The organism is Mesorhizobium sp. M2E.F.Ca.ET.209.01.1.1, assembly GCF_004010375.2.
Taxonomy (GTDB): Bacteria; Pseudomonadota; Alphaproteobacteria; order Rhizobiales; family Rhizobiaceae; genus Mesorhizobium.
The window spans coordinates 242,574-268,657 of the sequence record NZ_SADP02000005.1 but is presented as its reverse complement, the minus strand read 5'-3'; the positions used below and the strand labels follow the sequence as shown (position 1 = coordinate 268,657).

Below are 26,084 nucleotides of genomic sequence, written 5' to 3'. Positions count from 1 at the left end.
TCTTCAAAGTTCGCGCGGGCCTACCATCTTCAAGGTGCCGAGCGCGACGAAGCAAAGCGCGACGACCGGGAAGACGACCCAGTTGAGCATCGTCCAGCCCCATGCATTGTAGATCGCGCCTGACATGAGTGAGGAGAACGCGACGGAGCCGAACAGGACGAAGTCGTGGAAACCCTGCACCTTGCTCTTCTCGGAGGGGCGGTAGCTGGCCGCCACCATGGCCGTGGCGCCGATGAAGCCGAAGTTCCAGCCAAGCCCGAGCAGGATCAGCGCCGTCCAGAATTGCCACAGATGCAGCCCGGAAAGCGCCACCGTGGCGCAGCCGATCAGGAGCACGAGGCCGGTGGCCAGGATGCGTTCGGCGCCGAAGCGATGGATCAGCGAGCCGGTGAAGAAGCTGGGCCCGAACATGGCCATGACGTGCCAGGAAATGCCGAGCGTCGCGTCGTCTTCCGACAGGCCGCAGCCGACCATGGCGAGCGGCGCGCCGGTCATGACGAAGCTCATCAGCGCGTAGCTGCCGACGGTGCAGAAAAGTGCTGCGACGAACCGCGGCTGGGTGACGATTTCGGCCAGCGGCCGGGCATCGCTTGCAGCGGTTTCGGTGACGGCTCCGGTCCGGGAGGAAACCCGCAGGAACGACAGGACGAGCGCGCCAACCGCCGCAAGCGGCAGGATCGAGGCGAAGGATCCCGCGAACATGACCGGGGCCAGCAGTTCGCGGGTGTAAATGACGATCTGCGGTCCGAGGACGGCGGTGATGATGCCGCCCGCCAGAACGAATGAGATCGCGCGCGCCTTGAATTGAGGCGGCGCGTTGTCGGCGGCCGCGAAGCGGAACTGCTGCACGAAGGCGCCGCCGACGCCGATGATGCAGAGGCCGAAGGCGAACAGCCAAAAGCTCCCTTGGAAGAGCGCAAGCGTCGCGATCAGGCCGCCGAGCGCGGTCACCACGGTGCCGGTCATGAAGCCGCCGCGATAGCCTAGGCTGCGGATGATGGCGGCGGCCGGCAAGGCTCCGAGCGCCACGCCGAGATTGAAGCCGGTGACCGGGGCAGTCGCCAGCGACTTGTCCGGGCCGAGCAGATATTGACCGGCGAGCGCGCCGAGCGAAATGGCTATCGGAGCGGCCGAACCGACGATCGCCTGCGCGGCGGCTAGCAGGACGGCTGTGCGGCGCCCTTCCCTGCCGGTCCGGCCTACCGCGGCCGTTGCGGTCGTCACGAAGCGTCCTTGCCACGCCCCTCGCCGCGAACCCGGCGCGAGACGCGATCGAGAACGGCATTCACCAGCTTCGGCTCGTCTTCCTCGTAAAAAGCTTTTGCGATGTCGACATATTCGGACACGATCACGGCCACCGGCACGTCCTCGCGCTTCATCAATTCGTAGACGCCGGCGCGCAGGATGGCGCGCAGCGTCGAATCCAGCCGCGACAGTGGCCAGTCCTCGGTCAGCGCCTGGCGGATGACCGGGTCGATGGTCTTCTGGTTCTCGACGACGCCGGTCAGGATGGCGCGGAACCATTGCGCGTCGGCCTCGCGGTAGAGCGCGCCGTCGACTTCCTTGCCGAGGCGGAAGGCCTCGTATTCGGCCGTGATCTCGAAGACGCCGCTGCCAGCCACATCCATCTGGTAAAGCGCCTGGACGGCGGCAAGACGGGCGGCGCCGCGCTTGTTGGCGTGGCGTACCGCTCCGGTCGAGGCAGGCTCGGTCACGATTGGGCTCCGAATTTCTCTTTGAGCGCGATCATGGTCAGCGCCGCGCGCGCGGCGAAGCCGCCCTTGTCGCCTTCCGTCCTCCGCGCGCGCGCCCATGCCTGCGCGTCGTTCTCGGTGGTCAGGATACCGTTGCCGATCGCGATTGCCTCCTGCACCGAAAGGTCCATCAGCGCGCGGCTCGATTCATTGGCGACGATGTCGAAATGATAGGTATCGCCGCGGACGATGGTTCCAAGCGCGACGAAGCCGTCATAATGCGTGCCGCCTTCGGCCGCGCCATCGAGCGCGAAGGTGATCACGGCCGGTATCTCCAGCGAACCGGGAACCGTGACGACGTCATAGGTGGCGCCGGCCTCGTCGAGCGCGCCGGTCGCGCCTTCGAGCAGAGCGTCGGCGAGGTCGTCGTGAAAGCGCGCTTCGATAATAAGCAGATGCGCCTTCGCCTTCGGGCGAATGAACGCTTTGCCGTGTTGGGATGTGCCTGCCATAGAAGTCTCCGGGGGTTGCCGGTGACTTAGGCCGAAGCGGGGTTGATCGCAAGCGGAAGATTGCTGCAGTCAGACGCCAGTAGCCTGGCGATAGCGACGCACCGTGTCCCTTAGACGGTCGTTCACCGGCCGCGGATTGGTTAGCGCTTCAGTGAATACCTTGCGATCGTTGACCGACAGATTGAGGTCGGGCGCGTCCTCGACATGGAGCTTTTCTCGCCGAGCGGAGCCAATTTCGTCATTGGTCATCACAGCCCCTCTTTCGCGGCCTCCGCCAGGCGCGCGGCGTAGCGGGCCATGGTGTCGATCTCGATGTTGACGCGGTCGCCGGCCTGGCGTTCGCCCCAGGTGGTGACGCTCAGCGAGTGATGGATCAGCAACACGTCGAAGCGGGTGCCTTGCACCTTGTTGACGGTGAGCGATGTGCCGTCGAGGGCGACCGAGCCTTTCGGCGCGATGAACTTCGCCAGATGACGCGGCGCTTCCAGCGTGAAGCGCACGGCATCCCCTTCCTCCTTGCGCTCGACGATCTCGGCCATGCCGTCGACATGGCCGGAGACGATGTGGCCGCCGAGTTCGTCGCCGATCTTCAGCGCCCGTTCGAGATTGATCCGTGTGCCTGATTTCCAGCTCGAGGCGGTGGTCAGCCTGAGTGCTTCCTCCCAGGCCTCGACCTCGAACCAGCGCGCGTTGGAGCCATGCTCGGGCAGAGCCGTGACAGTCAAGCAGACGCCGCCGCAGGAAATCGAAGCGCCGATAGCGATGGTCTCGGGATCGTAGGCGGTGTCTATGCGCAGGCCGACGCCCTCAGCCAATGGCTTCACCGTCGCAACTGTACCGACATCAGTGACAATCCCAGTAAACATCAGAGGCTGTCTTTCGTTTTGACCATGATCTGATCCAAAAACCGGTTCCCACTTTTTGGGATCATGGTCTTACCCACTCGGCGTAGCTGTCCTCGCCGAAGCGCATGTCGCGCAGTTTGCGAAATCCAGCCGGGATATGGTCGGCGTCGATCGGCGATGCAATACCGTCTTCGCCAATGGCGTCCGGCCCCTGAAACAGGACGATACGGTCGACAAGGTCTTCCTCGAGGAAGGCCTTGGCCACCTGGGCGCCGCCTTCGACCAAAACGCTTGCCATGCCGAGCGCGGCAAGGTCTTCCAGCAATTCCGGCAAAGCGACGACGCCATCATGGGTTTCGGTGCCGATGAAGCGCACGCCGGCGCGTTCGAGGGCGGCCCGCCGATGCGGGTCGGCTTCGAGGCACGAGGCGACATAGAGCGGGACGCGGTCGACGCCAGACACCAGCTTGGATGTCTCTGGCAGCCGGATCTGCCGATCGAGGACAATGCGCGCCGGCGAGCGGTTCTCCAGTCCCGGCAGGCGCACGGTCAGCGCTGGGTCGTCCTCAAGCGCCGTGCCGATGCCGACCAGGATGGCGTCGGACTCGGCGCGCATCATATAGACGTCGCGCCGCGCGATCTCGCCCGTGATGGCGACCTGGCCGGCACCCTTGCGGCCGATCTTGCCGTCGCTCGAAAGCGCAAGCTTCAGAGTTACTTCCGGGCGCTTCTTCAGAGAGCGAGTGAGATAGCCGGCCATCTGCTCTGCGGCTTCGGCTGCCAGCACCTTCTCCACCACCTCGACACCTGCGGCGCGCAGGATGGCGTAGCCCTTGCCGGAGACGCGCGGGTCGGGATCGCTCGCGGCGCCGACGACGCGCGCTACGCCGGCATTGACCAGCGCGTTGGCGCAAGGCGGCGTGCGGCCGTGATGGGCACAGGGCTCCAGGGTAACGTAAGCCGTGGCGCCACGCGCGAGCTCGCCGGCCTCGGCCAGCGCCTCGGTCTCGGCATGCGGGCGCCCGCCGACGGCCGTGACGCCGGTGCCGACGATCATCGGACCGGCGCCGTCGTCGCGCACGATGATGGTGCCGACAGAAGGGTTGGTCGAGGTGCGGCCGGCATTGCGCCGCGACAGCCTGATGGCCGCGGCCATGAAACGGCGATCAAGGGCCGCCTGCTCGGCCTTGCTCAATCGAGATCCCGGCATGATCAGTCGGCGTCCTCTTCGGCCTTTTCCTCGTCGCCCTTCAATTCGCCCAGCAGTTCGTGGAAATCCTTGGCTTCGCGGAAATTGCGATAGACCGAGGCGAAGCGGACATAGGCGACGTCATCCAGCGACTTTAGCGCCTCCATGACCAGCCGGCCGACCTCGCCTGAAGCGATCTCGGTTTCGCCGGAGCTTTCGAGTTGGCGCACAATGCCGGTGACGGCGCGGTCGATGCGCTCGGGGTCGACATTGCGCTTGCGCACGGCGATCTCGACGGAGCGCAAGAGCTTGTCGCGGTCGAAAGGCACCTTGCGGCCGGACTTCTTGATGACGACGAGGTCGCGCAGCTGGACGCGCTCGAAGGTGGTGAAGCGGCCGCCGCAATCCGGGCACACCCGCCGCCTGCGGATCGCCGCGCCGTCCTCGGCGGGACGCGAATCCTTCACCTGCGTATCTTCAGACTGGCAATAAGGGCAGCGCATAGGGAGCCTTGGGTTCGCGATTCTGTGGGCGAAAGGCTTAGAGCCTTTTATGCCTCAGAGATAGCGAGGCATGAGCAAGATTGCCAGCGCCTGCGCCCCTGCCCGCCGGCAAGCGTCAGGGCGCGACGTCCTTGGTCGAAAACCCGCAGGACGTGCCGAGATTGCGATAGGCCTTGGTGAAGCCGTCCATCGGAATGCTGGTGACCTGCTGTTTGCCGAAGGTCACATCGAGCGAGGTAACCTTGCGCATGGCGCGCAACAGGGCGAGGCTGGTCTTGGCCTGGTTGTCGACCATCCAGCTGGGACGACCGCCCGCTGCCGCGTTGGAGCTGACGGTCGCGGTGACCTTCACGCCAGGATCGCCGAAAGTCGCGGCGATCTTGTCGCCGGTCGGCAGCGTCTTGTTGTCGATGATGAACATGATGGCCGGATAGGCGTCCGGCGGCAGCGCGTCGCCGGTCGAGATCGACAGCGTCAGGGAGCCGGCGTTGCCGTTGCCATCGACGAAGGCCGTCGAGGCGGCGCAGGTCTTGTGCGCATCCTGCCCTGTGTCGAGCGTGTCGATGATGGTGGTCCACCTGCCGAAGGTGTTTGTGACCGGCATGTCGGAGGCAGGCTGCGTCTGCTCCTGCGCAACCGCGCCGGACAGGACGAAAACGGTCAGCGAGCCGGACAAGGCCAGGGCGGCAAGATGGAAAGCGCGCATCATCAAATCTCCAGTAAGCTGCGCCGCCCGATCAAGGAGCGGCGCGAAGCGCGAGGATAAAAGATGACGCGCGGCGCCCGGTCAACCGAGGGCTGACAGCCGAAGGATCAACCGAGATAGGGGTAGAGCGGGAAGCGGTCGGTCAGCGCCGTGACCTTGGCCTTCACCGCGGCCTCGACCGCCGCATTGCCTTCGTCGGAATTCGCCACCTTCAGACCGTCCAGCACCTCGGCGATCAGCTTGCCGATCTCGCGGAATTCGGCCTGGCCGAAGCCGCGCGTGGTGCCGGCCGGCGTGCCGAGACGCACGCCCGAGGTCACGAACGGCTTTTCCGGGTCAAACGGAATGCCGTTCTTGTTGCAGGTGATATTGGCGCGGCCGAGCGCTGCCTCCGCGCGCTTGCCGGTGGCGTTCTTCGGACGCAGGTCGACCAGCATCAGATGGTTGTCGGTGCCGCCCGAGACGATGTCGAGGCCGGTCTCCTGCAGGCTGGACGCCAATGCCTTGGCGTTGGCGACGATGCTTTCGGCATAGGCCTTGAAGCTCGGCTTCAGCGCTTCGCCGAGCGCCACCGCCTTGGCGGCAATGACATGCATCAGCGGGCCGCCCTGCAGGCCCGGGAACACCGCCGAATTCATCTTCTTGGCGATGTCCTCGTCGTTGCAGAGGATCATGCCGCCGCGCGGGCCGCGCAGCGATTTGTGGGTCGTCGTGGTCACGACATGGGCATAGGGCAGCGGCGACGGATGCATGCCGCCCGCGACCAGGCCAGCGATATGCGCCATGTCGACCATCAGATAGGCGCCGATCGAATCGGCGATCTCGCGGAAACGCTTCCAGTCCCAGATGCGCGAATAGGCGGTGCCGCCGGCCAGGATAAGCTTCGGCTTCGTCTCATGCGCAGTCTTTTCGATGGCGTCCATGTCGAGCAGATGATCGTCCTTGCGCACGCCATAGGAGACGACCTTGAACCATTTGCCGCTCATATTGACCGGCGAGCCGTGGGTGAGATGGCCGCCCGAATTCAGATCGAGGCCCATGAAGGTGTCGCCGGGCTGCAGCAGGGCCAGGAACACCGCCTGGTTCATTTGGCTGCCCGAATTCGGCTGGACGTTGGCGAAGTTGCAGCCGAACAGCTTCTTCGCGCGCTCGATGGCCAGTTCCTCGGCCACGTCGACGAACTGGCAGCCGCCATAGTAGCGCTTGCCCGGATAGCCCTCGGCATATTTGTTGGTCATGATCGAGCCCTGCGCTTCGAGCACGGCGCGCGACACGATGTTTTCCGACGCGATCAGCTCGATCTCATGGCGCTGGCGACCGAGCTCGTTGCGGATGGCGCCGAAGATTTCCGGATCGGCGTCGGCAAGCGTGGTCTCGAAGAAGGATTCGAATTTGCTGGAGGCTGCCGCTGCATTTGACATGGCTTGCTTTCCCTTGGGGCCGGAGGTCTGCGAGGTCGCCGCGCATTAACACAGTTGTTTTCGGGCCGCCACGTTTGCGGCGCGAAATTTGCTGGCCGGTTTGCGCCAAGACAGTGCACCCGGCTCTAATCCCGCGGTTCACGGCCCTTCAGGATCGCTTCGGAGAAGGTGATCTCGGTGAACAGCTTGCGCGCCGTATGGTCGTTGATGTCGCCGCGGCGGAGCATCGCCTGCAGCTCGGCGCGCTCGGCCTCGATCCCGGCAAGCCTGAGCTCCAGCTCGATGCGGCCGGACTCGCGGGCTTCGGCGCGTGCTTCGTCGGCGCCATCGGAGAGCGAGATGCGGCGCCGGTAGATGGAGGCGACGCTCTCGGCGATGGCGAGCTTCATCTCAGCCGCCTCCCCTTCATTGCCGTTGCTGGCCAAGCCTTCGATCCTGGCAATGGCCGCGTTGGCGGCGCCGACCCGGCCCCTGCGCTCTTCGGCCGCGCCCGGATGCTCGCCCGGTTCGACGAGGCCGCGCGCGACCGCCGGCAAAGCAAGGCTGGCAATCGCCAGCGAGCAGATGATGACGCCGGCGGCGAGGAAGATCACGAGGTCGCGCGCTGGAAAGGGCGTGCCGTCCTGCAAGCGTCACGGCGCCGCGCACGCCGGCGATCGAGCCGGCGAGCCTGACGCGAAAACCAAAGGGCTCGGCTTTGCGCTTGCCGAACCGCGCGGCAAGCACGGCGCCGATATCGCCGATCCAGATCCAGGCGAAGCGCAGGCCGATCAGGCAAAGCGTGAGCAACAGCACGGTCAATGCCGGCTCGAAAAGCCAGTGCCTGGTGGTCAGTTCCGGCGGCACGTGGCGGATGATGCCGGGCAGCTGCAGGCCAAGCAGGATGAAGAGCGAGCCGTTGAACATGAAGATCAGCATCGACCAGAGCGAGATCGTCTGGATGCGCGCCGAGACTGCCATATGGCGGACGATGCCGGAATACCCGGTCAAAAGCCCGGCCGTCACCGCCGCCAGGATGCCTGACGCGCCCAAATGCTCGGCGATCAGATAGGCGACGAAGGGCAGCAGCACCATAACCAGCACCTGCGCTTCGGCGGGCGTGCTGGTGATGCGGCTAAGGATCTGCAACGACTTCGCGGCAATAAACAGCGCCGCGATGCCGCCGAGAATGCCGATCGCCACAGCCAGGAGGAAACTCAGCGATGCCGCGGCAAACGAAAAGCTGCCGGTCAGCGCCGCCGCCACCGTGAACCGGAACATCACCAGGCCGGAGGCGTCGTTGAGCAGCGACTCGCCTTCCAATATGTGCATCAGCCGCGCCGGGACGAGATTGCGGTCGACGATCGAGGACACGGCGACCGCATCGGTCGGCGACAGCACGGCGGCCAGGGCGAAGGCGACAACCAGCGGGATGCTCGGCACCAGCCAGTGCAAGGCGTAACCGAAACCGACGATGGTGAAGAAGACCAGCCCGATCGCAAGGTCGAGGATCGGACCGCGCAGGGCGATCAGCTCACGCTTCGGCGCCGAAAAGGCGTCGCCGAACAGAAGCGGCGGGATGAACACCAGCAGAAAAAGCTCCGGATCGATCTCGACATGCAGGCCGCTCGCCGGCCAGGCCAGGGCGGCGCCGATCGCGATCTGCAGCACCGGCAGCGGCACGCGCACCAGCCGAACCAACGCGCCGGACAGCGTGACGAAGGCGAGCACGACGAGGATGAAGACGGCGACGTCCATGGCGCGATTCCAGCGGTTCTGCCGACCATGGGCAATTGGACGCGCGCCGTCCAGCAACGCCTTTTCGACCGGGCGAGGAATGTAGATTCGAAGCGGCCGTAGAAGATTTGCCGAAGATGCGCCCCGACTGCCCCAGCCTGCTCTTTCGCCGCGGTCGCGGCGTTGGTCGAGAGCGTCCCCCAATGTCGGGGCGCATCCGGCGGCTCGCGATATCCGGCGCGCCAACCAAATTCGAAAAAACCGGCCGGCACCCGGCGTCAGCACAAGGCTGCTAAGGGGCGCCGGGTGGCCGGCCGCCACGCCAAGGCCCTGGAATCAGCGTGGCAAATGCAGAAGAGGACGCCGGATCCGCACTCTTCCGTCGGAAATGCGCGGGTGGCTGGCGCCGCGCCTTTCCTGATAAGCGAGAGGCCAACTCCATCAACCCCTCGAAAGCGCCGGGTTGACAGGCGAAGCGCGCCTGCCCTTGCGGCACGGAACGGCCCGTGCGACCCTGCGTTGCGGGTGGGGTTAGAACTGGGGCGAGCGATGCTGTCACGATTGATGACGCATGTGGAGGCGGCGTATGCGGCGCCTACCGCCGAAGACGCCAGCGTGGCCTTCTTCGCGGCAATGGAAGATTTCGGCGCCTCTTATCTGCAGACAAGGCTCTACCGGCGGCCGCCGGCGATCCTGACGTCGGCCAGCCACTGGGCGGCCGGCGGCTTCATAACCAGGCTGGCGCCAGTCGATTGGCCCGGCAGCCCGGCCTTCGATTATATCTGCTTCGAGTGCAACCCGCTGCTCGGCGCGATCCGCGAGAACCGCACCAGCTACCGGTTCAGCGATTTCGCGCCGCACGACGATGCCCAATACGGCGCCTATTGGGAAGCGCTGAGCGAAGCCAACATCGACGACGCGCTCTGCGCCACCTCCTACGGGGCGGATGGCGTGATCGCCTCGCTGCATCTGGGCTTTCGCAGGCGGGATTTTGGGCCGAACGAGCGCTTCGCCATCCATATGGCGGGCCTTGCGCTGACGGAAAGGCTGATGAGCCTGACCTCGCCGCCGCCGACCACTGTCGTCAGACTAACGCGGCGCGAACGCGACAGCCTGGCGCTGGTCGCCGAGGGCAAGACCGACTGGGAGATCTCGGTGATCCTCGGCATCGCGGAGGCGACCGTGCGCTTCCATGTCGACAATGCCAGACGCAAACTCGGCGCAGTCAACCGCGCGCAGGCGGTGGCGCGGCTGGTGAACCAGCGGCTTATCTAAACCAGCATTTCCCAACAAAAACGGCCGCTACGAGAGCGGCCTTTTTGTTGTTCAAGATCAGGTGCTTACTGAGCCGAGCTGATCTGCAGCTCTTGGGCGCCGTCGAGGCCGTAGATGTCATCGCGGAACTGCACGACGCCCGGCGCGGTCGACCATGCCGACAGATAGAGGAAGTGGACCGGCACCGGATTGACGACCTGGATCGGCGTATTCTCGCCGGTCTTGATTGCCGCCTCGAAATGCTGACGGTCCCAGCCGGGCGTGTCGCGCAGGATCCAGGTGACGAGGTCGCGCACATTCTGGACGCGCACGCAACCGGAGGAATCGAAGCGCATCAGCTTGCCGAACAGGCTCTGCTGCGGCGTGTCGTGCATGTAGACGCCGTCCGGGCTCGGGAAGTTGATCTTGACCGAGGCCATGGCGTTGTTGTTGCCCGGATCCTGGCGGAAACGGTATTTCTCGGCGTCGTCCGTCGACCAGTCGATGGTCATCGGATCGACCTCGCTGCCGTCCGGCGCGAAAAGGCGGATGTGGCTGTCCTTAAGGTAGTTCGGATCCTTCCGCATCAGCGGAATGATGTCCTTGCGCACGATCGAGACCGGCGCGTTCCAGTACGGGTTGACGATGATCTCGTTGATCTTGGAGTTCACGATCGGCGTCTGGCGATCGATCTTGCCGACGATTGCCGTGTGGCGAAGCACCACACGGTCGTTCTCGACCGCTTCGATCTGGGCGCCCGGAATGTCGACCAGCACGTAACGACTGCCGAGCGTGCCGGCCTTCTCCTTCAGGCGCTGCAGGTTGGTCTGCAACTGGCCGAGGCGGATCTGCGCCGAGACGTTCATTGCGGTATAGGTGTACTTGCCCATGGCGCCGTCGGCCGGCAGGCCGTGGCGGAGCTGGAAGCGCTTAACCGCGGAATCGACATAGGAATCGAAGGCCGTCGAGATGCCGGCGCTCTGCGGCAGGTCACCCGAGACCATCAGGCGCTTGCGCAACGGAACGACATCCGGATCGTCGACGCCGAGCTGCAGTTTCTTGGTCGCCGGAACCTGTTCCCAGCCGCCCTGCGAGACGATGTTCTGGTACTGCGCGACAGCCTGCTCGGTGAAGGCCACCGTTTGCTGGCTGAAGATCGGCAGCGTCGAGGCGACCTTGTTGGTGTCGTTGCCGCGGGCGTCGAACTGGTCGTCCCAGTTGCCGCGCGTCGAGGATTTCAGGATGTCCCCGATCACATCCTGCGCGCTGGCCTGGCCGGCGACTACGGCGGCGGCGAGCACGGAGGCTCCGGTAAGGAAGAAACGGCGGCTGGTTCTCATGGCAGACATTCTTTGTTTGATCGCTCTCGCTCAATCGCTTGCCGGGCGGCTTTGTCCGCACTCTAGGGTCGGCAAACTTAACAATTCGCCAACCATGACCCCGCTTCACCGGCCGCCAGAAATGCGCTGCCGCCACGCAGGTTCCAAGGAGCGCGGGGCTTAGGCCCGCAGCTTCACCCACCTTCCGCATTGCCCGCGATTATGGCGGCAACGTGGCCTTGGCCCGCGATTTGCTTGCGGCGGCGAGATGAAAGAAATGGGGGCGATGCTTTTTTGCATCGCAGCGACGCCAGCGCGCCCTTGCGAAGTCTGCGCCCCTCCCCGTCAGGCACAGAGCTTCAACTCGCGCGGAGCTACGGTCAAATTCCCGTGGCTGGCGCCTTCCGAAAAAAGACAAAGAAAGGGACCGGCGCACCGGCCCCATATTCTTCCCCCGGCCGCGCTTCTTCGGCGCGGCTTCCCTGACCTAATTCGTAGCGCTTACATCCGATACGCGATCGTATCGTTCCAGAAGCGGTCGAGGCGCTGCAGCGCGCGGTTCATCTGCTTGAACTCGTCGGTATTGATGCCGCCGACCGCTTCGATCGAGCCGACATGGCGCTCGTAGAGGCCGGCGACGACGTCGGCCACCTCGTTGCCCTTCGGCGTCAGCGAGACGCGGACCGAACGGCGGTCGATGCGCGAGCGCTGGTGGTTGATGAAGCCGAGGTCGACCAGCTTCTTCAGATTGTAGGAGACGTTCGAGCCGAGATAGTAGCCGCGCGAGCGCAGCTCGCCGGCGGTCAGCTCCGAATTGCCGATGTTGAAGAGCAGCAGCGCCTGGATGGCGTTGATGTCGGAACGGCCGTTCCGGTCGAACTCGTCCTTGATCACGTCAAGCAGACGGCGGTGCAGACGCTCCACCAGCTGCAGCGATTCCATGTACAGCGAGCGGATAGCCTCGCGGCGATCGTCGGATACGTTTGCGGTCTTCGCCGCCGGACGCGAATTGATCATTGTCTTTGCCTCTCGTTTGTCGCCTTGGTGATTTTTTGTTTTTCACCTTGATCGCGACACTATCGAATACTCATAAAATTCGACTTAAACGCCAGGGCTAACAAGAGCTTACCGGTAAGAGGTTTCGGAAGACGCTTAACGATCGGTCACCCGAGCAAGAACAATTAACCTAAAGATTTAGCCAATGGATTTTGGGCGGAACGAGGCCGCAAAATCGGCCCTGGACTGATAGGGCACGATGCCGCGTCGGCCTATTGCCGGAGCTGGCGCTTCTGCAGCCAGATGGTGACGCGAAAGACGATGTAGAGCAAGGCCACGCAGGCATGCGAGATCACGATCAGCATCCGGTGGCCGAAGAGGTTCGGGAAGCCGGCATACATCACGGTCTCGGTCACCGCACAGATGAACCAAATCACCGGCCCCCAGGATGCCAGCATCCAAAGGCCTGCCGCGGCGAAGGGGAAAAAGACGGCAAGCGTGGCCGCCGCCACCTGCCAGTGCACCGGCATCAGGTCGAAGCGCCACAGCTCGCCCGGATAAATGCCGATCAGGCGGATCCAGTAGAGGATGCCGAACAAGAGGCAGTAGCCGGCGATCACACGCTGAAACCAGGCGAAGATGACCTCGGTGGTCGAGGGCTGCAGCACCACGCGCCTGGAGGTGACCTCGCTCACAGCACGAGCTCCTGGTCTCCGAGTGGCGCGAAATAGGCGTCGATATCGGCGGCGCTGACCTCATCCAGGCTCGCCGGCCGCCAGGCGGGCGTCGAGCCCTTGTCGATGATGGCGGCGCGGATGCCTTCGTAGAAATCATGGCCGGCCAGCATGCGGTTCAGGATGCGAAACTCCATCTTCATGCATTCGTCCATCGACAGCGTCGATCCAGCGCTGATCTGGCGCCAGGCGACGTTGAGGCTGGTCGGCGAGCGGGTCTTCAGCGTCGCCAGGGTCTTTGCGGCAAAAGCATCCTCGGGCCCTGCCCGATCCAGACTATCGATGATGCCGGCGAGCGAGCTCTGCGAGAAATGGCGCGCGATCGTCTCCAGGTCCTGCCGCTCCGTCTCGCGTTTTGCAGGCACGAAGAAATCGCGCAGTTCGGCATTGGCATCGCCGCTCGTCGCCAGCTCGTCGAGCAGCCCGGCCTGGTCCTCGGCCTTGATGGTGTGGGTGGCAAGCCCCGACCACAGCGCGTCGCCATAGCGAATGCGATTGCCCGTCAGCCCGAGATACATGCCGAACGAGCCGCCGAGATCCGGCAGCAGATGGCTGCCGCCGACATCGGGGAAGAAGCCGATGCCGACCTCGGGCATGGCGAACTGCGCGTTCTCGGTCAGCACGCGATGCGAGCCATGAAAGGAGATGCCGACGCCGCCGCCCATGACGATGCCGTCGATCAGCGCGACATAGGGTTTCTTGAAGCGCGCGATGCGGGCGTTCAACCGGTACTCGTCGGCGAAGAAGTCGACAGGCGGCCTGCCGGCGCGGCCGGCCTCATAAATATGCAGGATATCGCCGCCGGCGGAAAACGCCCTGCCCTCGGCCTTGACCACGACGACACTGACGCCCTGATCCTGTTCCCAGGCGTCGAGCGCCTTCCCGAGCGCCTTGACCATGTTGTGCGTGACTGCGTTGAGCGCCTTCGGCCGGGTCAATGTGACCACGCCCGCCCTGCCCAGCCGCTCGAAGCGGATCTCGTCGCCTCCGCCAAAATCCATCGTCAGAGAATCCTCCCCCGCGCCTGCGGGAGGTGAAGTGCTAAGCGGCGACCGGGCCAACGTCAATTGTCGAGTACCAGGGACAGGCCGCGCCGCTGCGGCGGGGCAGACTACCAGACGAACGGGATAAGCGCGTTCGTGCGGCGCGCATAATCGGGGAACTCGTCGGGGAATTGCCGCGCCAGAAGCCGATCCTCGGCACCGACCCTCCAGATGAAAATCGCCCCGAGCAGGATCAACAGAAAGACGAAGGGGCCGCCGACCACGATCGCAGAGCCGATACAGGCGAGCAGGCCGCCGGTGTACATGGGATTACGCAGGCAACTGTATGGACCGGACCTTACCAGCTCATGCTCCTGCTTGGCCGAAACGGTTTGACTCCAGTTGCGGCCGAGAGCCTGCCGCGCGCAGACCAGCAGCGCCATGCCCGCGACGGTGATCGCGGCGCCGATGCCGCCCAGAACCGTGCTGACGGGCGCGAAGTTGACGAAGTCGAAAATCGGCAGTCGCGGCAGCAGGAAGGCGGCGATGATGGCGAACATCAAGCCGAAGCTCTGCAAAAGATGCGGTTCGGTGTCCCGCTTCACGCCAATTGCCTGAACGGTCAGGAAGATGATCAGCATGAGCCAGGCGGCATAGATGAACCAGATGAAGGCCATGCCTCGCTCCTTCGTTTAGCCGGCAATCCGCCTTGGCCACCGCGAGCGCCCGGTGCTAGAAAATGGGCATCTTGAACCGGACGGCAAGCCATGCCCGGATTTTCTCGCCTCGCGGCCATGGTGATCGGCATGATCGCCATCTGTTTCGTCTGTCGCCCCGTGATCGCCGCGACGCCCGCCGAGCTTTACCAGGCGCAAACGATCGTCACCGGCACCGGAGACGTGAACCGGCAGATCGGCTTCAAGGATTGTCTCGACAAGGTGCTGGTCAAGGTCTCCGGCGATCAGCGGCTGACGCAGAAGACGGAGATGCTGGCGCTGCGCGAGAAGGCTGCCGATTTCGTCCAGTCCTTCCGCTACCACGACCGGCTCGAGGGCATCCCGATCCATGACGAGCAAGGCACGCATGACCGGCCGCACGATCTGACCTGCCTCTACAAGCCGGCCGTCGTCGACAGGCTGCTTGCGCAGCTTGGCAGCAGGCCCTGGCCCGGCGAGCGGCCGCCGATCGCCGTCTTCATGACCGCCGAGCAGGGCGCGCGGCAATTCGTGCTGACGCAAGAGGATCAGCGCGGCAACGCGATGCGCGAATCCTTCGCCAATGCGGCCGGTCCGCTGCTGATGCGCGTCACCTTTCCAAAGGCCGAGCAGCTTGGTGGCCTCGATGAGAAGGCGCTTTCGGAGGCGGACATCGCAAGGCTCGACAGATTGGCGAAGAAAGCAGGAGCGGCTCGGGCGCTCGCCGGCAGCATCGTGTGGAGCGACAAGGAACTCGGCTGGATCGCCGACTGGCGGCTTGCCGATCGCGGCAAGACCTTTCGCTGGCAGGTGCGCGGCGTCAGCTTCGACGAGGCGTTTCGAGTGGCGATGAGGGGCGCGGCGCAGATTTTGTCAGGGCACGGGCAGCCGTGACGGCGTTTCCTCGCCCCACGAAAGTGGGGAGAGGTGGCTCGGCGAAGCCGAGACGGAGAGGGGAACGCCGGCTCCGTCGGCAAAGGCCCTCGTATTGGAAGACCTTCCGCCCTACGAAGGCCCCCTCTCCGTCCGCTTCGCGGACACCTCTCCCCGCCTTTGGCGGGTTGCGAGGAACTCGCGGCTCTGCCGCTGGCACTATCGTGTCGCATTGGTCAGCGGCTAAGACGCGTGGTAAAAGCCGGCGCAAAAGAGAGTTTCGGCCATGAACAAATTCACCCCCGCAAAGCCTGCCGGCGCGCGCAGCGTCGACGAGATCACCGGCAGCCGGCGGCTCAGGCGCATGCGCAAGGCCGACTGGTCGCGCCGCCTGGTGCAGGAGAACCAGCTTTCGGTCAACGACCTGATCTGGCCGATCTTCGTCATCGACGGCAAGAACATACGCGAGCCGATCACCGCCATGCCGGACGTCTATCGCCTCTCAATCGACCTCGCGGTCAAGGAAGCGGAGCGCGCGGCCAAGCTCGGCATTCCGGCGATCGCCACCTTCCCCAATGTCGAGCTTGCGCTGCGCGACCAGACGGGATCGCACATCCTCGACCCCGACAATATCATCAACCGCGCGACCCGCGCCATCAAGGATGCGGTGCCGGACATCGGCATCATCACTGACGCCGCGCTCGACCCCTTCACCAGCCACGGCCATGACGGCATCCTGCGCGACGGCATCATCGTCAATGACGAAACGGTGGAGCAGGTCGCAGCCGCGGCCGTCATCCAGGCAGCCGCCGGCGCCGACATCATCGCGCCGTCCGACATGATGGACGGCCGCATCGGCGCCATCCGCGACGCGCTCGACGCCAACGGTTTCCAGGACGTGGCGATCATGTCCTATGCGACGAAATTCGCTTCGGCCTTCTACGGCCCCTATCGCGAGGCGGTCGGCACCGCCGGCCTGCTCAAGGGCGACAAGAAGACCTATTACATCGACCACGCCAATTCCGACGAGGCGGTGCGCGAGGCCGAGCAGGACCTCGCCGAAGGTGCCGACATGCTGATGGTGAAACCCGGCCTGCCCTATCTCGACATCATCCGCCGGCTGAAGGACGAGCTGCAGATGCCGACCTTCGCCTACCAGGTGTCGGGCGAATATTCGATGATCAAGGCGGCCGCCGCCAATGGCTGGATCGACGGCGAGAAGGCGATGCTGGAATCGCTGCTTTCGCTGAAGCGCGCCGGCTGCGACGGCATGCTGACCTATTTCGCGCCGACCGTGGCGGAGATGCTGAAGGGGTAAGCCGCGGAACCGGCAAGCAGCGGCGCTGACCTGCCGTCAGAATTCAACCTCTAGCTCGACGATCTCCTCTGGCTCGGCGAGTGCTCCTTGCGTCCATTCCCGCATCAGCGGCCAGGCGAAAACCGTCTCGCAGAACGCGGCGAGCGGCGCTTCGAGGTCAACCGCGTAAGTGCGGAAGCGGGTGCTGACCGGAGCATACATGGCGTCGGCCATGGTGGGCCATGCTCCGAACAGCCACGGTCCACCATAGGTCGCCAGGCATTCCGACCAGATCGCCTTGATCCGCTCCACATCGGGCCGCGCGCCGGAAAAGATCTTGAAGCTCTTGTGCCTCGCCTTGAGGTTCATCGGCAGTGCCGAGCGCAGATTGTGGAAGCCCGAATGCATTTCGCCCGACACCGCGCGGCAATGGGCGCGCGCCACGCGCTCGGCCGGCAGCAGGCCGGCGCGCGGCATCGTCTCAGCAAGGTATTCGGCGATGGCCAGCGTATCCCATACGGTGACGCCGTCATGCGTCAGCCGCGGCACCAACACCGATGGCGACAGGAGCAGCAATTCCTGCCGCTGCTCCGGATCATCGATGTCGACGCGCTTCTCCTCGAACTCCAAACCGGCCATGCGGCACAGCAGCCAGCCGCGCAGAGACCAGGACGAGTAGTTCTTCGACGAGATCGTCAACGTCGCCTTCGTCGCGCTTTCCGGCTTCGCCGCAACCACCTTCGTCTTCCCCGCCTTGGCCATGTCGTGGAACCTCCAAGCCTTTCGCCGGCAACAATCCTCTCGCAATGCAAAATAAATTGCACTAGCTTTTTTTGCGCTGCACGATGGGCTGTCAGCGGAACGAGGCGCAATGCTTTACCAGGCCTACCAGCTCCAGGACGACCTCATAGCTCCGGCGCGCATGCTTGCCGAACTAATGGGCTCGGCGACGGGCGGGATGGCGCTCGGCGACGCCGCCAAACGGCGCATCGCGGCTGGGCTGGAGATGATCGCCCGTTTCAGGCTCACCCATACGCGCCCGGATTTCGGCATCGGGACTGTCAGGGTCGGTAACCGCGAGGTGCCGGTCGCCGTCGAAACGGTGCTCGCCCTGCCCTTCGGCAAGCTGCTGCGTTTTGCCAAAGACATCGACGCCCGCCAGCCGAAGGTCATGGTGGTCGCGCCCCTGTCGGGACATTTCTCGACGCTGCTGCGCGGCACGGTGGAGACGCTGCTCGCCGACCACGAGGTCTATGTCACCGACTGGGCCAATGCCCGCGACGTGCCGCTTTCGGCCGGCGGCTTCGGCGTGGACGACTATGTCGACTACCTCATCCGTTTCCTGGAGGCGATCGGCCCGGGGGCGCATATCCTGGCGGTCTGCCAGCCCTGCGTCCAGGCGCTCGCCGCCGTCGCCATCATGTCCGAGGACAGGCATCCGGCGACGCCGCGCTCGATGACGCTGATGGCGGGGCCGATCGACCCGCGCGAAAGCCCGACCGAGGTCAACGAATTCGCCGTCAGCAAGTCGCTGGCCTGGTTCCAGAGCTACGTCATCTCGCATGTGCCTTTCCGCCACCCGGGCGGCGGGCGGCGGGTGTATCCGGGCTTCCTGCAGCTCACCGCCTTCGTGGCCATGAACAGCGACCGCCACGTCACGGCTCATCGCAAGCTCCAGGAGCATCTGGCGGCCGGCGAGACCGCCGAAGCCGAGAAGATCAAGACTTTCTACGACGAGTATTTCGCGGTGCTCGACCTCACCGAGGAATTCTATCTCGAGACCATCGACCGGGTATTCCAGAAGGCGGAGCTTGCCACCGGCACGTTCACCTTCCGCGGCAGCAAGGTTGATCCCGGCGCGATCCGCAACACGGCGCTGCTTACCGTCGAGGGCGGACGCGACGACATATGCGCGCTGGGCCAGACCTCGGCGGCGCATGATCTGTGCCGCTCGCTGCGCCCACATCTGAAGCGGCATCACCTGCAGGCCAATGTCGGCCATTACGGCGTCTTCAACGGCAAGCGCTGGGAACGTGAAATCTATCCTGTGATGCGCAACCTCATCCTGGCGATGGAATAGCGAGACGCGCGCGGACGAACGAACCGGCGCCGTGGCGCCCAGTTCGTCTGAGTCAAATCCATAAACCTGGATTGTGCGCCAAGCGCGATACTGCTACCCATCCGCTTGCAATTCGCAATCAGTCAAGCTATCAGTTGACCGCTTGCAAATTACAACTGGATCAGGAGGCAATGATGTCCAGGCTGCGCGTCAACGCTTTCACCTTGTCGCTCGACGGCTACGGCACCGGTCCGGATCAGAGCCTCGACAACCCACTCGGCGTAGGCGGCGAAGATCTACACAAATGGATGATCAAGACCCGCTCGTTCCACCAGATGATCGGCAAGGAAGGCGGGACGACGGATACGGATGACGAGTTTGCCGTGCGCAGCTTCGAGAATGTCGGCGCCTGGATCCTCGGCCGCAACATGTTCGCGCCGAGCCGCGGCGCATGGCCGGACGACAACTGGAAGGGCTGGTGGGGTCCCAACCCGCCCTATCACGTGCCGACCTTTATTTTGACGCATCACAAGCGCGCGCCGATTGAGATGGAAGGCGGCACGACATTCTATTTCGTCACCGACGGCATCCATTCGGCGCTCGAACAGGCGAAGGCGGCTGCCGGCGGCAAGGATGTGCGCGTCGGCGGCGGCGTCTCGACCGTCCGGCAGTATCTGCAGGAGAAGCTCATCGACGAGATGCATCTGGTTGTCTCGCCGCTCTTGCTCGGATCGGGCGAGCATCTGTTCGCGGGCCTAGATATGCTGAAGCTGGGATACCGCTGCACCGGGCAGGTGGCGACGGCCGACGCGACGCATGTGATGATCGGGCGGGCGTAGCGAGCGTAATCTCCCCCCTCGTGGGGGAGATGGCCGGCAGGCCAGAGGGGGGCGCTGTCCCGCCAGCGCTTCAATCAATAGCCAGTCCGCTTGGGCGTTTTCGTAAGCTATCTGCCGATAGGCTGAGATCCTTCGCGCCCCCCTCTGCCCTGCCGGGCATCTCCCCCACAAGGGGGGAGATCGCAGCTTCACCGCCTCAATACTTCTGCGGCACGTAGAGCTCGCGCGGCAGCACCTGGCGCTCGTAGTCCGGGTTGAAGACACGCTCCGGCAGCGTGATCTCCTCGTGCGGCACCTCTTCATACGGCATCTGCTGCAACAGATGGTCGATGCAGTTCAGCCGCGCGCGCTTCTTGTCGTTGCCTTCGACGATGAACCAGGGCGCCTCCTTGATGTTGGTGCGGGCAAAAGTCTCTTCCTTGGCCTTGGTGTATTGCTCCCAGCGCACCCGCGACTGCAGGTCCATCGGCGACAGCTTCCACTGCTTCATCGGATCGTGGATGCGCATCAGGAACCGCATCTGCTGTTCCTCGTCGGTGATGGAGAACCAGTATTTCACCAGCGTGATGCCGGAGCGGACCAGCATGCGCTCGAATTCCGGCACGTCGTGGAAGAACTGCTCGACCTGATTCTGGTCGGCGAAACCCATGACACGCTCGACGCCGGAGCGGTTGTACCAGGAGCGGTCGAACAGCACGATCTCGCCGCCCGCGGGCAGATGCGGCACGTAGCGCTGGAAATACCATTGCGACTTCTCGCGCTCGGTCGGCGCCGGCAACGCCACCACGCGGGCGATGCGGGGGTTGAGGCGCTGCGTGATGCGCTTGATGACGCCGCCCTTGCCGGCGGAGTCGCGGCCCTCGAAGATCACCACCAGCTTCTTCTTGTGGTAGGCGACCCAGGACTGCAGCTTGATCAGCTCGGACTGGAGCCTCAGCAGCTCGCGAAAGTAGGTCATCCGCTCGATGGAAGGCGGATGCGACTTGTTGTAGATCTTGGCGATCTCGAGCGAGAGCGCCGGTTCGGAAATCTCCAGCTCGTAGTCCTCGTCGAGCGTGTCCTCGAGCTCGGCTTCCAGCCAGTCCTTCGCCCCGGAATTCGGTTTGAGTTCGTTCATCGCGCAGCTCCTGCCTGCCAGCCACCTTGCCTCGGATGCGTTCCGGTGGCACCGCAAACGCAACTCCGTAAGCCGACTGAGATACAGAGGCGCAATGACGGTTTTATTGCAAGCGCTGCTCAACGATGCTGGACTAGCCGATATGTGATCGACGCGTATCGATAGCGGGGCGACAGGCCGTCCGATTTGTCCTACAAATCCCCTCGCCTTTTGCCGGCGCCCCCGCGCGGCCTCTTCAAACAAAATTGCGAGGATCAGACATGGAATACCGCACCCTTGGCCGTTCCGGCCTGAAGGTTTCGACATTGACCCTCGGCACCATGACCTTCGGGGGCACCGGTCCATTCGCCGCCGTCGGCAACTCCGATCTTTCGGAAGCCAGGCGCATCATCGATACCTGCATCGATGCCGGCATCAACCTCATCGACACCGCCAATGTCTATTCGAACGGCCTGTCGGAGGAGATCATCGGCGAGGCGCTTGGCGGCAAGCGCAAGAACGATGTGCTGATCGCGTCCAAGGCGCGCATGCGCATCGGCAGCGGCCCCAACGACGAGGGCCTGTCGCGGCACCATCTGATCCGCGAGTGCGAAAAGAGCCTGAAGCGGCTCAAGACCGATGTCATCGACGTCTATTTTGTCCATCAGTGGGACGGGCTCACGCCGGTCGAGGAGACGATCGCGGCGCTCGACACTTTGGTCAACCAGGGCAAGATCCGCTATATCGGCTGCTCCAACTGGTCGGGCTGGCAGGTGATGAAGGCTCTTGCCGTCAGCGACAGCCGACATCAGGCCCGTTTCGTCACCCAGCAGATCCATTACACGCTGGAAGCGCGCGAGGCCGAGTATGAATTGCTGCCGATCTCGGTCGACCAGGGCGTCGGCGTGCTGGTCTGGAGTCCGCTGGCGGGCGGCCTGCTCTCCGGCAAATATCATCGCGACAGCCCGACCGCGCGCCAGCTCGGCGGCTGGAAGGAACCGCCGATCCGCGACGGGGACCGCCTGTGGCGCATCGTCGACGTGCTCAACGAGATCGGCAAGGCGCGTGGCATCTCAGGGGCGCAGGCGGCGCTGGCCTGGCTGCTCGGTCGTCCGGCCGTAAGCTCCCTGGTGATCGGCGCCCGCAACGAGACGCAGCTCAAGGACAATCTGGCCGCGGCAAGCCTTTCGCTCACGGAAGACGAGCGGCAGCGCCTTGATGCGGTCAGCCGGCCGCCGGTGCTTTACCCCTACTGGCACCAGCAGTTCACGGCCAGGGACCGTTTCGGGCCGGCCGACAAGGTGCTCGACCGCTCCCACGCTTAGGGCTTCGCGCTCAGCCGGCGATAAAGCGCCAGACTTCCGCGTCTGGCTTGATCTGCCCGCTCAGCACGAAATACTTGTAGAGGACGAGCAGCGAGATCGCCTGCTCGTCCTGCTCATTGTCGAATTTGCGGCAATAGGCATTGGCCGCGGCGGTTATCCGTTCCGCCTCGGCCGGGTGTTTCTCGAAATAAGCCACCTTGTCGACAAGGTCGGAGAAATCCTGCTCGAGCGGCACGTAATGGACATTGGGCTCGACCTTGGCTTCCGCAAACCAGGTTTCGTAGGTCGGTTTCGGCATCAGGCAGAGCGAATTGGAGCTCATGATCCATTTCAGGTTCGTCGCCACGTCATTGCCTTCGAGCGAGACGATGTAGCGATAGCGCCGCTGCTGCTCGATATTCAGGAACGGCTTGCGGTATCCGTCCGGCGCATCGGCCCTGTGGGATCCCGCATCGCAGATCGGCAGGTCGGCGGCCTTTTCCACGAAGCGGGTGCGGATCGGATTGTTGAGATGACCGCGCCACACCACCATCGGGCGCTTGGCCGCGAAGGGTAGACTGTCGGGCGGCATGTAGAAGTGGCGGAACTTGTTCAGCTTCATCAGCACGCCATTGGCGTTGTCGTCGCCGATGGGCCGGTCCTTGACGATCCTCGGAATCTCCGGGACGCCAACGACATCGCCGAATTCGAAATCGATCAGAAGGCCGGGATCGAAGTAGCGGGCGAATTCCTTGAGGTCGTAATAATACATGCTGGAAGCGGTCGGCAGCTTGCCGACAGGCACGGCGTCCGGACTGGGCGAGAACGGCTGTTCCAGCTTGTTGTAGTAGTTCAGCCGCTCGCGAACCGCCTTGCCTGAAAGCCTGGCCTGATCGAGCCGGCCCTCCAGGCGATCGCGAAACAGCGATTGCGGTGCGCGGTCGCGCGCGAAATTGCGCGCGTAGTAGAACAGCTTCGAGGCGGTCCGAGAGAGTGTGGCCATGCGTCCGAGAATTCAGCGAGGTGGTCAGTGGTAGTCGGCCTTCATCCCCCCTGACCTCCTACAGCATTCTCCCGGCCATGTTGCAAGCCCGCGAGTACTGCTGACGGTGCATGTATGTTCAGCCTCAAGCCGCGACCACCGCAAATCCGCGTGCGCGCAAACCGCGCCGGTCGTTGTGCAAGGAGGTGACCAGCCGGTCGCGGCTGCCGGCGATGTGAGCGGAAAGCAGCAGCGCCGCTTCCTCGGCATCGCCGCTCCTGACAGCTGCGAGGATGGCGTGATGTTCGGCCCAGGCGCGGCCGAGCGCCGCTTCATCGCGCACTTCCAGCCAGCGTGCTCGAGAAAGCCTCGTCATCGCATCGCGTACGGCCCTCAATAGGAACTCGTTGCCGGAAAGCCTTGCCAGTTCGATGTGGAAATCCATGCCGACGCGATGCCACTCTTCGCGCGGCGTCTCCGCATCGCAGGAATCAAGCATAGCGGCGATCACGTCGATACCGCTGCGGTCTTCAAGCGCCGCCGTCAGGCGGACCGCCGCGACTTCGACCGCCTCGCGGTAGACAGCGATCTGGCCAAGTTCTGCGAGGTTGATCGGCGCCACCGTCCAGCCGCGGCCGTCGCGGCTGATCAGCCCTTCCGTCTCCAGGCGCAGCAGCGCTGCGCGCACCGGCGTGCGCGAGGCGCCGAAACGGCTCTCGATCCAGCGCTCGGTCAGCCTTTCGCCCGGGCCGATCTCCAGGCCAAGGATCATTTCGCGAAGCTGCCTTTCGACATTTTGCATCTGCGACATTTGTCGTCCCGCTTTTTCAAGGCCGCATTGACAGCGGCAAGCTTGAGGTTCATGACGGATACCGGCATGGTATACCAAAATGGTATCCACGCCAATCCGGATCACCCGGCAGGCATGACATGAGCGAGAAACCTTCCGAACAGGGCGGCTACAACATCCATTGGCGGCGCAACCTTGCCGTCTGTTTCGCCGGCTCGTTCAGCACGCTGATCGCCATGACGCTGCTTCTTCCGTTCCTGCCGCTTTACGTCGAGCAGCTCGGCGCCGAGGGCCACGCGGCAATCGTGCAGTGGTCGGGCATCGCCTACGGCGCCACCTTCTTCGCGGCGGCGCTGGTCGCGCCCTTGTGGGGGCGGCTGGGCGACCGTTACGGCCGCAAGCTGATGCTGGTGCGCGCGTCTTTCGGCATGGCGATCTGCATGTCGCTGACCGGCATGGTGCAGAGCGTGTGGCAACTGGTGCTGCTTCGGCTGCTGATCGGCTTTGCTGGCGGTTATTCGTCGGGTTCCACGATCCTGGTGGCGATGCAGACGCCGAAGGAGCGTTCGGGCTGGGCGCTGGGCGTGCTGGCGGCGGGCATCACCGCCGGCTCGCTGGTCGGACCGTTGCTAGGCGGCCTGCTGCCGCCGCTGATCGGCATCCGCGCGACCTTCCTGCTTTCGGGCGCCGTCATCTTCCTGGCGTTCCTGGCGACGACTTTCCTGATCAAGGAGAACCCGCCGGCGCTCAGGCCGGTCTCGGCGGCGAAACCGAAAAGCGGCTGGTCGCAGATTCCCGACAAGCGGCCTATCGTCGCCATGCTGGCCACCGGCATGTTGCTCGCCTTCGCCACCATGTCGATCGAACCGATCATCACCGTCTATGTGCAGCAACTCGTCGAGGACCAGAGCAAGGTGACCATGGTCGCCGGCGTCGTCATGTCGGCGGCCGCGCTCGGCACCATCCTGTCGTCGTCCTGGTTGGGCAAGCTCGCCGACCGCGTCGGCCACTGGAACGTCGTGGTCGGCGCCCTTGCCGTCTCGGCCTTGCTGCTCATTCCGCAAGCCTTCGTCACCAATGGCTCGCAGTTGATCGGGCTGCGCTTCCTGATGGGCCTGGCGCTGGGCGGTCTCTTGCCCTGCATCACCAGCGTCATCCGCCACAACATCCCGGACGGCGTCGGCGGCAATGTGCTTGGCCTGGCGATCTCGGCGCAATATGTCGGCCAGGTCGCGGGGCCGCTGTCAGGCGGCTTTGTCGGCGGGCATTTCGGAATGCGGTCGGTGTTTCTGGGCACAGCGGTGCTGATGGCGTTGGGTGCTGCCTACAACTGGATTGTCCAGTCGCGCCGGGGGCGGCATATGCTGCTGGAGGCCGGCGAGTCCTGATCGGCCTTCCGACCAACCGCCATGGAGCATCCAGGATGGGCCTCACCGGGCAAGCATCAGACAGCGGGAGCCGCGTCCTCGTGCTGGCAGCAGGCCTAGTTGGCGCGGCGGGCGTGGCGCTTTCGGCCGCTGCCGCGCATCGCGGCGGCGCCTTTACAGGCACTGCCGCCAATTTCCTGCTGATGCATGCGGCAGTGTTCCTGGCCATCGGCCTAGCCGGCGGCAACCGTTGCCTCAGGATCGCCGGCCTTGCGCTGCTTGCCGGCCTGCTGCTGTTCTGCGGCGATCTGCTCGCCCGCGACTTTCTCGGTTCGCGGCTGTTCCCGATGTCAGCCCCGATCGGCGGCACCCTTTTGATCGCCGGCTGGGTGGCTATCGCCGTGTCGGCGCTGCGGCGATCGCGGCCATAGATTATTTCCGGCGACTACTTTCCGTTGGCACGCCGCTTGCGCTTGCGCGCGGGCGGCTCTCCGGCGCGGCGCCGTTCGGGCTGCTCGGCTCCGGGCGTGATGCCCCAGTAGTTGCGATAGATGTCCTGAAACAGGTGGCCGATCGGATGCATCATCGTCTCTCCTTCATTTTGAATCGATCCAATCCATGGATGCGAAAAATGGCTGCGGCTCAGCCGCGCTTGCGCTCCAGAAGGAAGCGCGGTTCCCGGCGCCAGGGACCCATTCTGCCACGCCGCTTCTCGCTGGCGGCGGCCGAGGCAATGGCCCAATCGTTACGGTAGATGTCCTCGAACAAATAGCTCATCGGATGCATGGCACCCTCCTACTGAAAGCCGCTTCATCACGAGAATGAAACTTGGATCGATTCAAATCATAGGCCTCCATCGTATGTCGTCAAGCGAAAATTTGAATCGATCCAACAAAAATGTTAGATGACC

30 protein-coding genes are annotated in these 26,084 nt (G+C 64.2%); 8 read left to right on the top strand and 22 right to left on the bottom strand.

Features of this window, described 5'->3' with window-relative positions:
* Positions 1–3 precede the first annotated feature (3 nt).
* The 11 genes from EN852_RS12695 to EN852_RS12650 all read right to left on the bottom strand — a co-directional run bounded on the left by EN852_RS12695 (position 4) and on the right by EN852_RS12650 (position 8,607).
* Positions 4–1,224, bottom strand: a complete 1,221-nt coding sequence (locus EN852_RS12695; protein ID WP_127873805.1) for an MFS transporter — start codon at positions 1,222–1,224, stop codon at positions 4–6.
* Positions 1,221–1,715 carry a transcription antitermination factor NusB gene (nusB, locus tag EN852_RS12690; protein WP_040999924.1) on the bottom strand — a complete coding sequence of 165 codons (495 nt, stop codon included), beginning with the start codon at positions 1,713–1,715 and terminating at the stop codon, positions 1,221–1,223. Before nusB ends, EN852_RS12695 begins: the two co-directional genes overlap by 4 nt.
* Positions 1,712–2,206, bottom strand: a complete 495-nt coding sequence (ribH, locus tag EN852_RS12685) for a 6,7-dimethyl-8-ribityllumazine synthase (RefSeq protein ID WP_127873806.1) — start codon at positions 2,204–2,206, stop codon at positions 1,712–1,714. Before ribH ends, nusB begins: the two co-directional genes overlap by 4 nt.
* Positions 2,207–2,275: 69 nt before the next feature.
* Positions 2,276–2,455, bottom strand: coding sequence for a DUF1778 domain-containing protein (locus EN852_RS12680; protein WP_210238236.1), 180 nt, complete (start codon positions 2,453–2,455; stop codon positions 2,276–2,278).
* Entirely contained in the window at positions 2,455–3,072 is a 618-nt protein-coding gene (locus EN852_RS12675; protein WP_127873807.1) for a riboflavin synthase, read from the bottom strand. The genes EN852_RS12680 and EN852_RS12675 overlap by 1 nt, the downstream gene beginning before the upstream one ends.
* 61 nt (positions 3,073–3,133) lie before the next feature.
* Complete coding sequence (gene ribD / locus EN852_RS12670) at positions 3,134–4,261, bottom strand: bifunctional diaminohydroxyphosphoribosylaminopyrimidine deaminase/5-amino-6-(5-phosphoribosylamino)uracil reductase RibD (protein ID WP_189545872.1); 1,128 nt, start codon at positions 4,259–4,261, stop codon at positions 3,134–3,136.
* Positions 4,262–4,263: 2 nt separating this feature from the next.
* Positions 4,264–4,743: a transcriptional regulator NrdR gene (gene nrdR, locus EN852_RS12665; protein WP_095818383.1), complete on the bottom strand. Its 480-nt coding sequence runs from the start codon at positions 4,741–4,743 to the stop codon at positions 4,264–4,266.
* 115 nt (positions 4,744–4,858) lie between these two features.
* Complete coding sequence (locus EN852_RS12660) at positions 4,859–5,452, bottom strand: hypothetical protein (RefSeq protein WP_245519660.1); 594 nt, start codon at positions 5,450–5,452, stop codon at positions 4,859–4,861.
* A gap of 104 nt (positions 5,453–5,556) precedes the next feature.
* Positions 5,557–6,870: a serine hydroxymethyltransferase gene (glyA, locus tag EN852_RS12655; protein ID WP_127867831.1), complete on the bottom strand. Its 1,314-nt coding sequence runs from the start codon at positions 6,868–6,870 to the stop codon at positions 5,557–5,559.
* Positions 6,871–6,995: 125 nt separating this feature from the next.
* A complete protein-coding gene (locus EN852_RS42295) occupies positions 6,996–7,295 on the bottom strand; it encodes a hypothetical protein (RefSeq protein ID WP_246694265.1) in 300 nt (99 codons plus the stop codon).
* Positions 7,276–8,607, bottom strand: a complete 1,332-nt coding sequence (locus EN852_RS12650) for a Na+/H+ antiporter (RefSeq protein ID WP_246694264.1) — start codon at positions 8,605–8,607, stop codon at positions 7,276–7,278. The genes EN852_RS42295 and EN852_RS12650 overlap by 20 nt, the downstream gene beginning before the upstream one ends.
* A 528-nt stretch (positions 8,608–9,135) precedes the next feature.
* On the opposite strand from EN852_RS12650, the gene EN852_RS43175 reads away from it, so the two are divergent.
* Positions 9,136–9,861, top strand: a complete 726-nt coding sequence (locus EN852_RS43175; protein WP_281407783.1) for a LuxR C-terminal-related transcriptional regulator — start codon at positions 9,136–9,138, stop codon at positions 9,859–9,861.
* 65 nt (positions 9,862–9,926) lie between these two features.
* On the opposite strand, the gene EN852_RS12640 is transcribed toward EN852_RS43175, so the two are convergent.
* From EN852_RS12640 to EN852_RS12620, 5 genes are all read right to left on the bottom strand, one after another.
* A complete protein-coding gene (locus tag EN852_RS12640) occupies positions 9,927–11,180 on the bottom strand; it encodes a L,D-transpeptidase family protein (protein WP_127873810.1) in 1,254 nt (417 codons plus the stop codon).
* A 480-nt stretch (positions 11,181–11,660) separates the two neighbouring features.
* Positions 11,661–12,176 (bottom strand): MarR family winged helix-turn-helix transcriptional regulator, encoded by a 516-nt coding sequence (locus EN852_RS12635; RefSeq protein WP_040983294.1) that lies wholly within the window; start codon positions 12,174–12,176, stop codon positions 11,661–11,663.
* A 251-nt stretch (positions 12,177–12,427) separates the two neighbouring features.
* Complete coding sequence (locus EN852_RS12630) at positions 12,428–12,850, bottom strand: DUF6163 family protein (protein WP_127867827.1); 423 nt, start codon at positions 12,848–12,850, stop codon at positions 12,428–12,430.
* Positions 12,847–13,890 (bottom strand): enoyl-CoA hydratase/isomerase family protein, encoded by a 1,044-nt coding sequence (locus EN852_RS12625; protein ID WP_127873811.1) that lies wholly within the window; start codon positions 13,888–13,890, stop codon positions 12,847–12,849. The genes EN852_RS12630 and EN852_RS12625 overlap by 4 nt, the downstream gene beginning before the upstream one ends.
* Positions 13,891–14,000: 110 nt before the next feature.
* Positions 14,001–14,549 carry an isoprenylcysteine carboxylmethyltransferase family protein gene (locus EN852_RS12620; protein ID WP_127873812.1) on the bottom strand — a complete coding sequence of 183 codons (549 nt, stop codon included), beginning with the start codon at positions 14,547–14,549 and terminating at the stop codon, positions 14,001–14,003.
* 90 nt (positions 14,550–14,639) lie between these two features.
* On the opposite strand from EN852_RS12620, the gene EN852_RS12615 reads away from it, so the two are divergent.
* Together EN852_RS12615 and hemB are read left to right on the top strand one after the other, a co-directional pair.
* Positions 14,640–15,461, top strand: coding sequence for a DUF2066 domain-containing protein (locus tag EN852_RS12615; protein WP_127873813.1), 822 nt, complete (start codon positions 14,640–14,642; stop codon positions 15,459–15,461).
* Positions 15,462–15,726: 265 nt separating this feature from the next.
* On the top strand, positions 15,727–16,758 hold the full coding sequence (gene hemB / locus EN852_RS12610) for a porphobilinogen synthase (RefSeq protein ID WP_127873814.1): 1,032 nt from the start codon (positions 15,727–15,729) through the stop codon (positions 16,756–16,758).
* A 36-nt stretch (positions 16,759–16,794) separates the two neighbouring features.
* Here hemB and EN852_RS12605 read toward each other — a convergent pair whose 3' ends face one another.
* On the bottom strand, positions 16,795–17,499 hold the full coding sequence (locus EN852_RS12605; RefSeq protein WP_127873815.1) for a glutathione S-transferase family protein: 705 nt from the start codon (positions 17,497–17,499) through the stop codon (positions 16,795–16,797).
* 109 nt (positions 17,500–17,608) lie between these two features.
* On the opposite strand from EN852_RS12605, the gene phaZ reads away from it, so the two are divergent.
* Both phaZ and EN852_RS12595 read left to right on the top strand, forming a co-directional pair.
* On the top strand, positions 17,609–18,817 hold the full coding sequence (gene phaZ / locus EN852_RS12600) for a polyhydroxyalkanoate depolymerase (RefSeq protein WP_127873816.1): 1,209 nt from the start codon (positions 17,609–17,611) through the stop codon (positions 18,815–18,817).
* A gap of 173 nt (positions 18,818–18,990) precedes the next feature.
* The gene (locus EN852_RS12595) at positions 18,991–19,635 is read left to right on the top strand and encodes a dihydrofolate reductase family protein (RefSeq protein ID WP_127873817.1); all 645 of its coding nucleotides are present in this window, start codon (positions 18,991–18,993) and stop codon (positions 19,633–19,635) included.
* Between the two features lie 196 nt (positions 19,636–19,831).
* Here EN852_RS12595 and ppk2 read toward each other — a convergent pair whose 3' ends face one another.
* Complete coding sequence (gene ppk2, locus EN852_RS12590) at positions 19,832–20,752, bottom strand: polyphosphate kinase 2 (protein WP_127873818.1); 921 nt, start codon at positions 20,750–20,752, stop codon at positions 19,832–19,834.
* A 260-nt stretch (positions 20,753–21,012) separates the two neighbouring features.
* On the opposite strand from ppk2, the gene EN852_RS12585 reads away from it, so the two are divergent.
* A complete protein-coding gene (locus EN852_RS12585) occupies positions 21,013–22,056 on the top strand; it encodes an aldo/keto reductase (RefSeq protein WP_127873819.1) in 1,044 nt (347 codons plus the stop codon).
* A gap of 10 nt (positions 22,057–22,066) precedes the next feature.
* Here the strand turns inward: EN852_RS12585 and EN852_RS12580 are convergent, their stop codons facing one another.
* Together EN852_RS12580 and EN852_RS12575 are read right to left on the bottom strand one after the other, a co-directional pair.
* Positions 22,067–23,038 (bottom strand): glycosyl transferase family 90, encoded by a 972-nt coding sequence (locus EN852_RS12580; protein ID WP_127873820.1) that lies wholly within the window; start codon positions 23,036–23,038, stop codon positions 22,067–22,069.
* A 124-nt stretch (positions 23,039–23,162) separates the two neighbouring features.
* Positions 23,163–23,828, bottom strand: coding sequence for a GntR family transcriptional regulator (locus EN852_RS12575; RefSeq protein ID WP_127873821.1), 666 nt, complete (start codon positions 23,826–23,828; stop codon positions 23,163–23,165).
* A 119-nt stretch (positions 23,829–23,947) separates the two neighbouring features.
* Here EN852_RS12575 and EN852_RS12570 point away from each other — a divergent pair, with 119 nt between their 5' ends.
* Together EN852_RS12570 and EN852_RS12565 are read left to right on the top strand one after the other, a co-directional pair.
* Positions 23,948–25,195, top strand: a complete 1,248-nt coding sequence (locus tag EN852_RS12570) for an MFS transporter (RefSeq protein WP_127873822.1) — start codon at positions 23,948–23,950, stop codon at positions 25,193–25,195.
* 35 nt (positions 25,196–25,230) lie between these two features.
* Complete coding sequence (locus EN852_RS12565; RefSeq protein ID WP_127873823.1) at positions 25,231–25,605, top strand: DUF423 domain-containing protein; 375 nt, start codon at positions 25,231–25,233, stop codon at positions 25,603–25,605.
* Positions 25,606–25,619: 14 nt separating this feature from the next.
* On the opposite strand, the gene EN852_RS40835 is transcribed toward EN852_RS12565, so the two are convergent.
* Together EN852_RS40835 and EN852_RS40830 are read right to left on the bottom strand one after the other, a co-directional pair.
* The gene (locus tag EN852_RS40835) at positions 25,620–25,760 is read right to left on the bottom strand and encodes a hypothetical protein (RefSeq protein ID WP_189545894.1); all 141 of its coding nucleotides are present in this window, start codon (positions 25,758–25,760) and stop codon (positions 25,620–25,622) included.
* Between the two features lie 56 nt (positions 25,761–25,816).
* Positions 25,817–25,960 carry a hypothetical protein gene (locus tag EN852_RS40830; protein WP_189401267.1) on the bottom strand — a complete coding sequence of 48 codons (144 nt, stop codon included), beginning with the start codon at positions 25,958–25,960 and terminating at the stop codon, positions 25,817–25,819.
* Between the last annotated feature and the right edge of the window lie 124 nt (positions 25,961–26,084).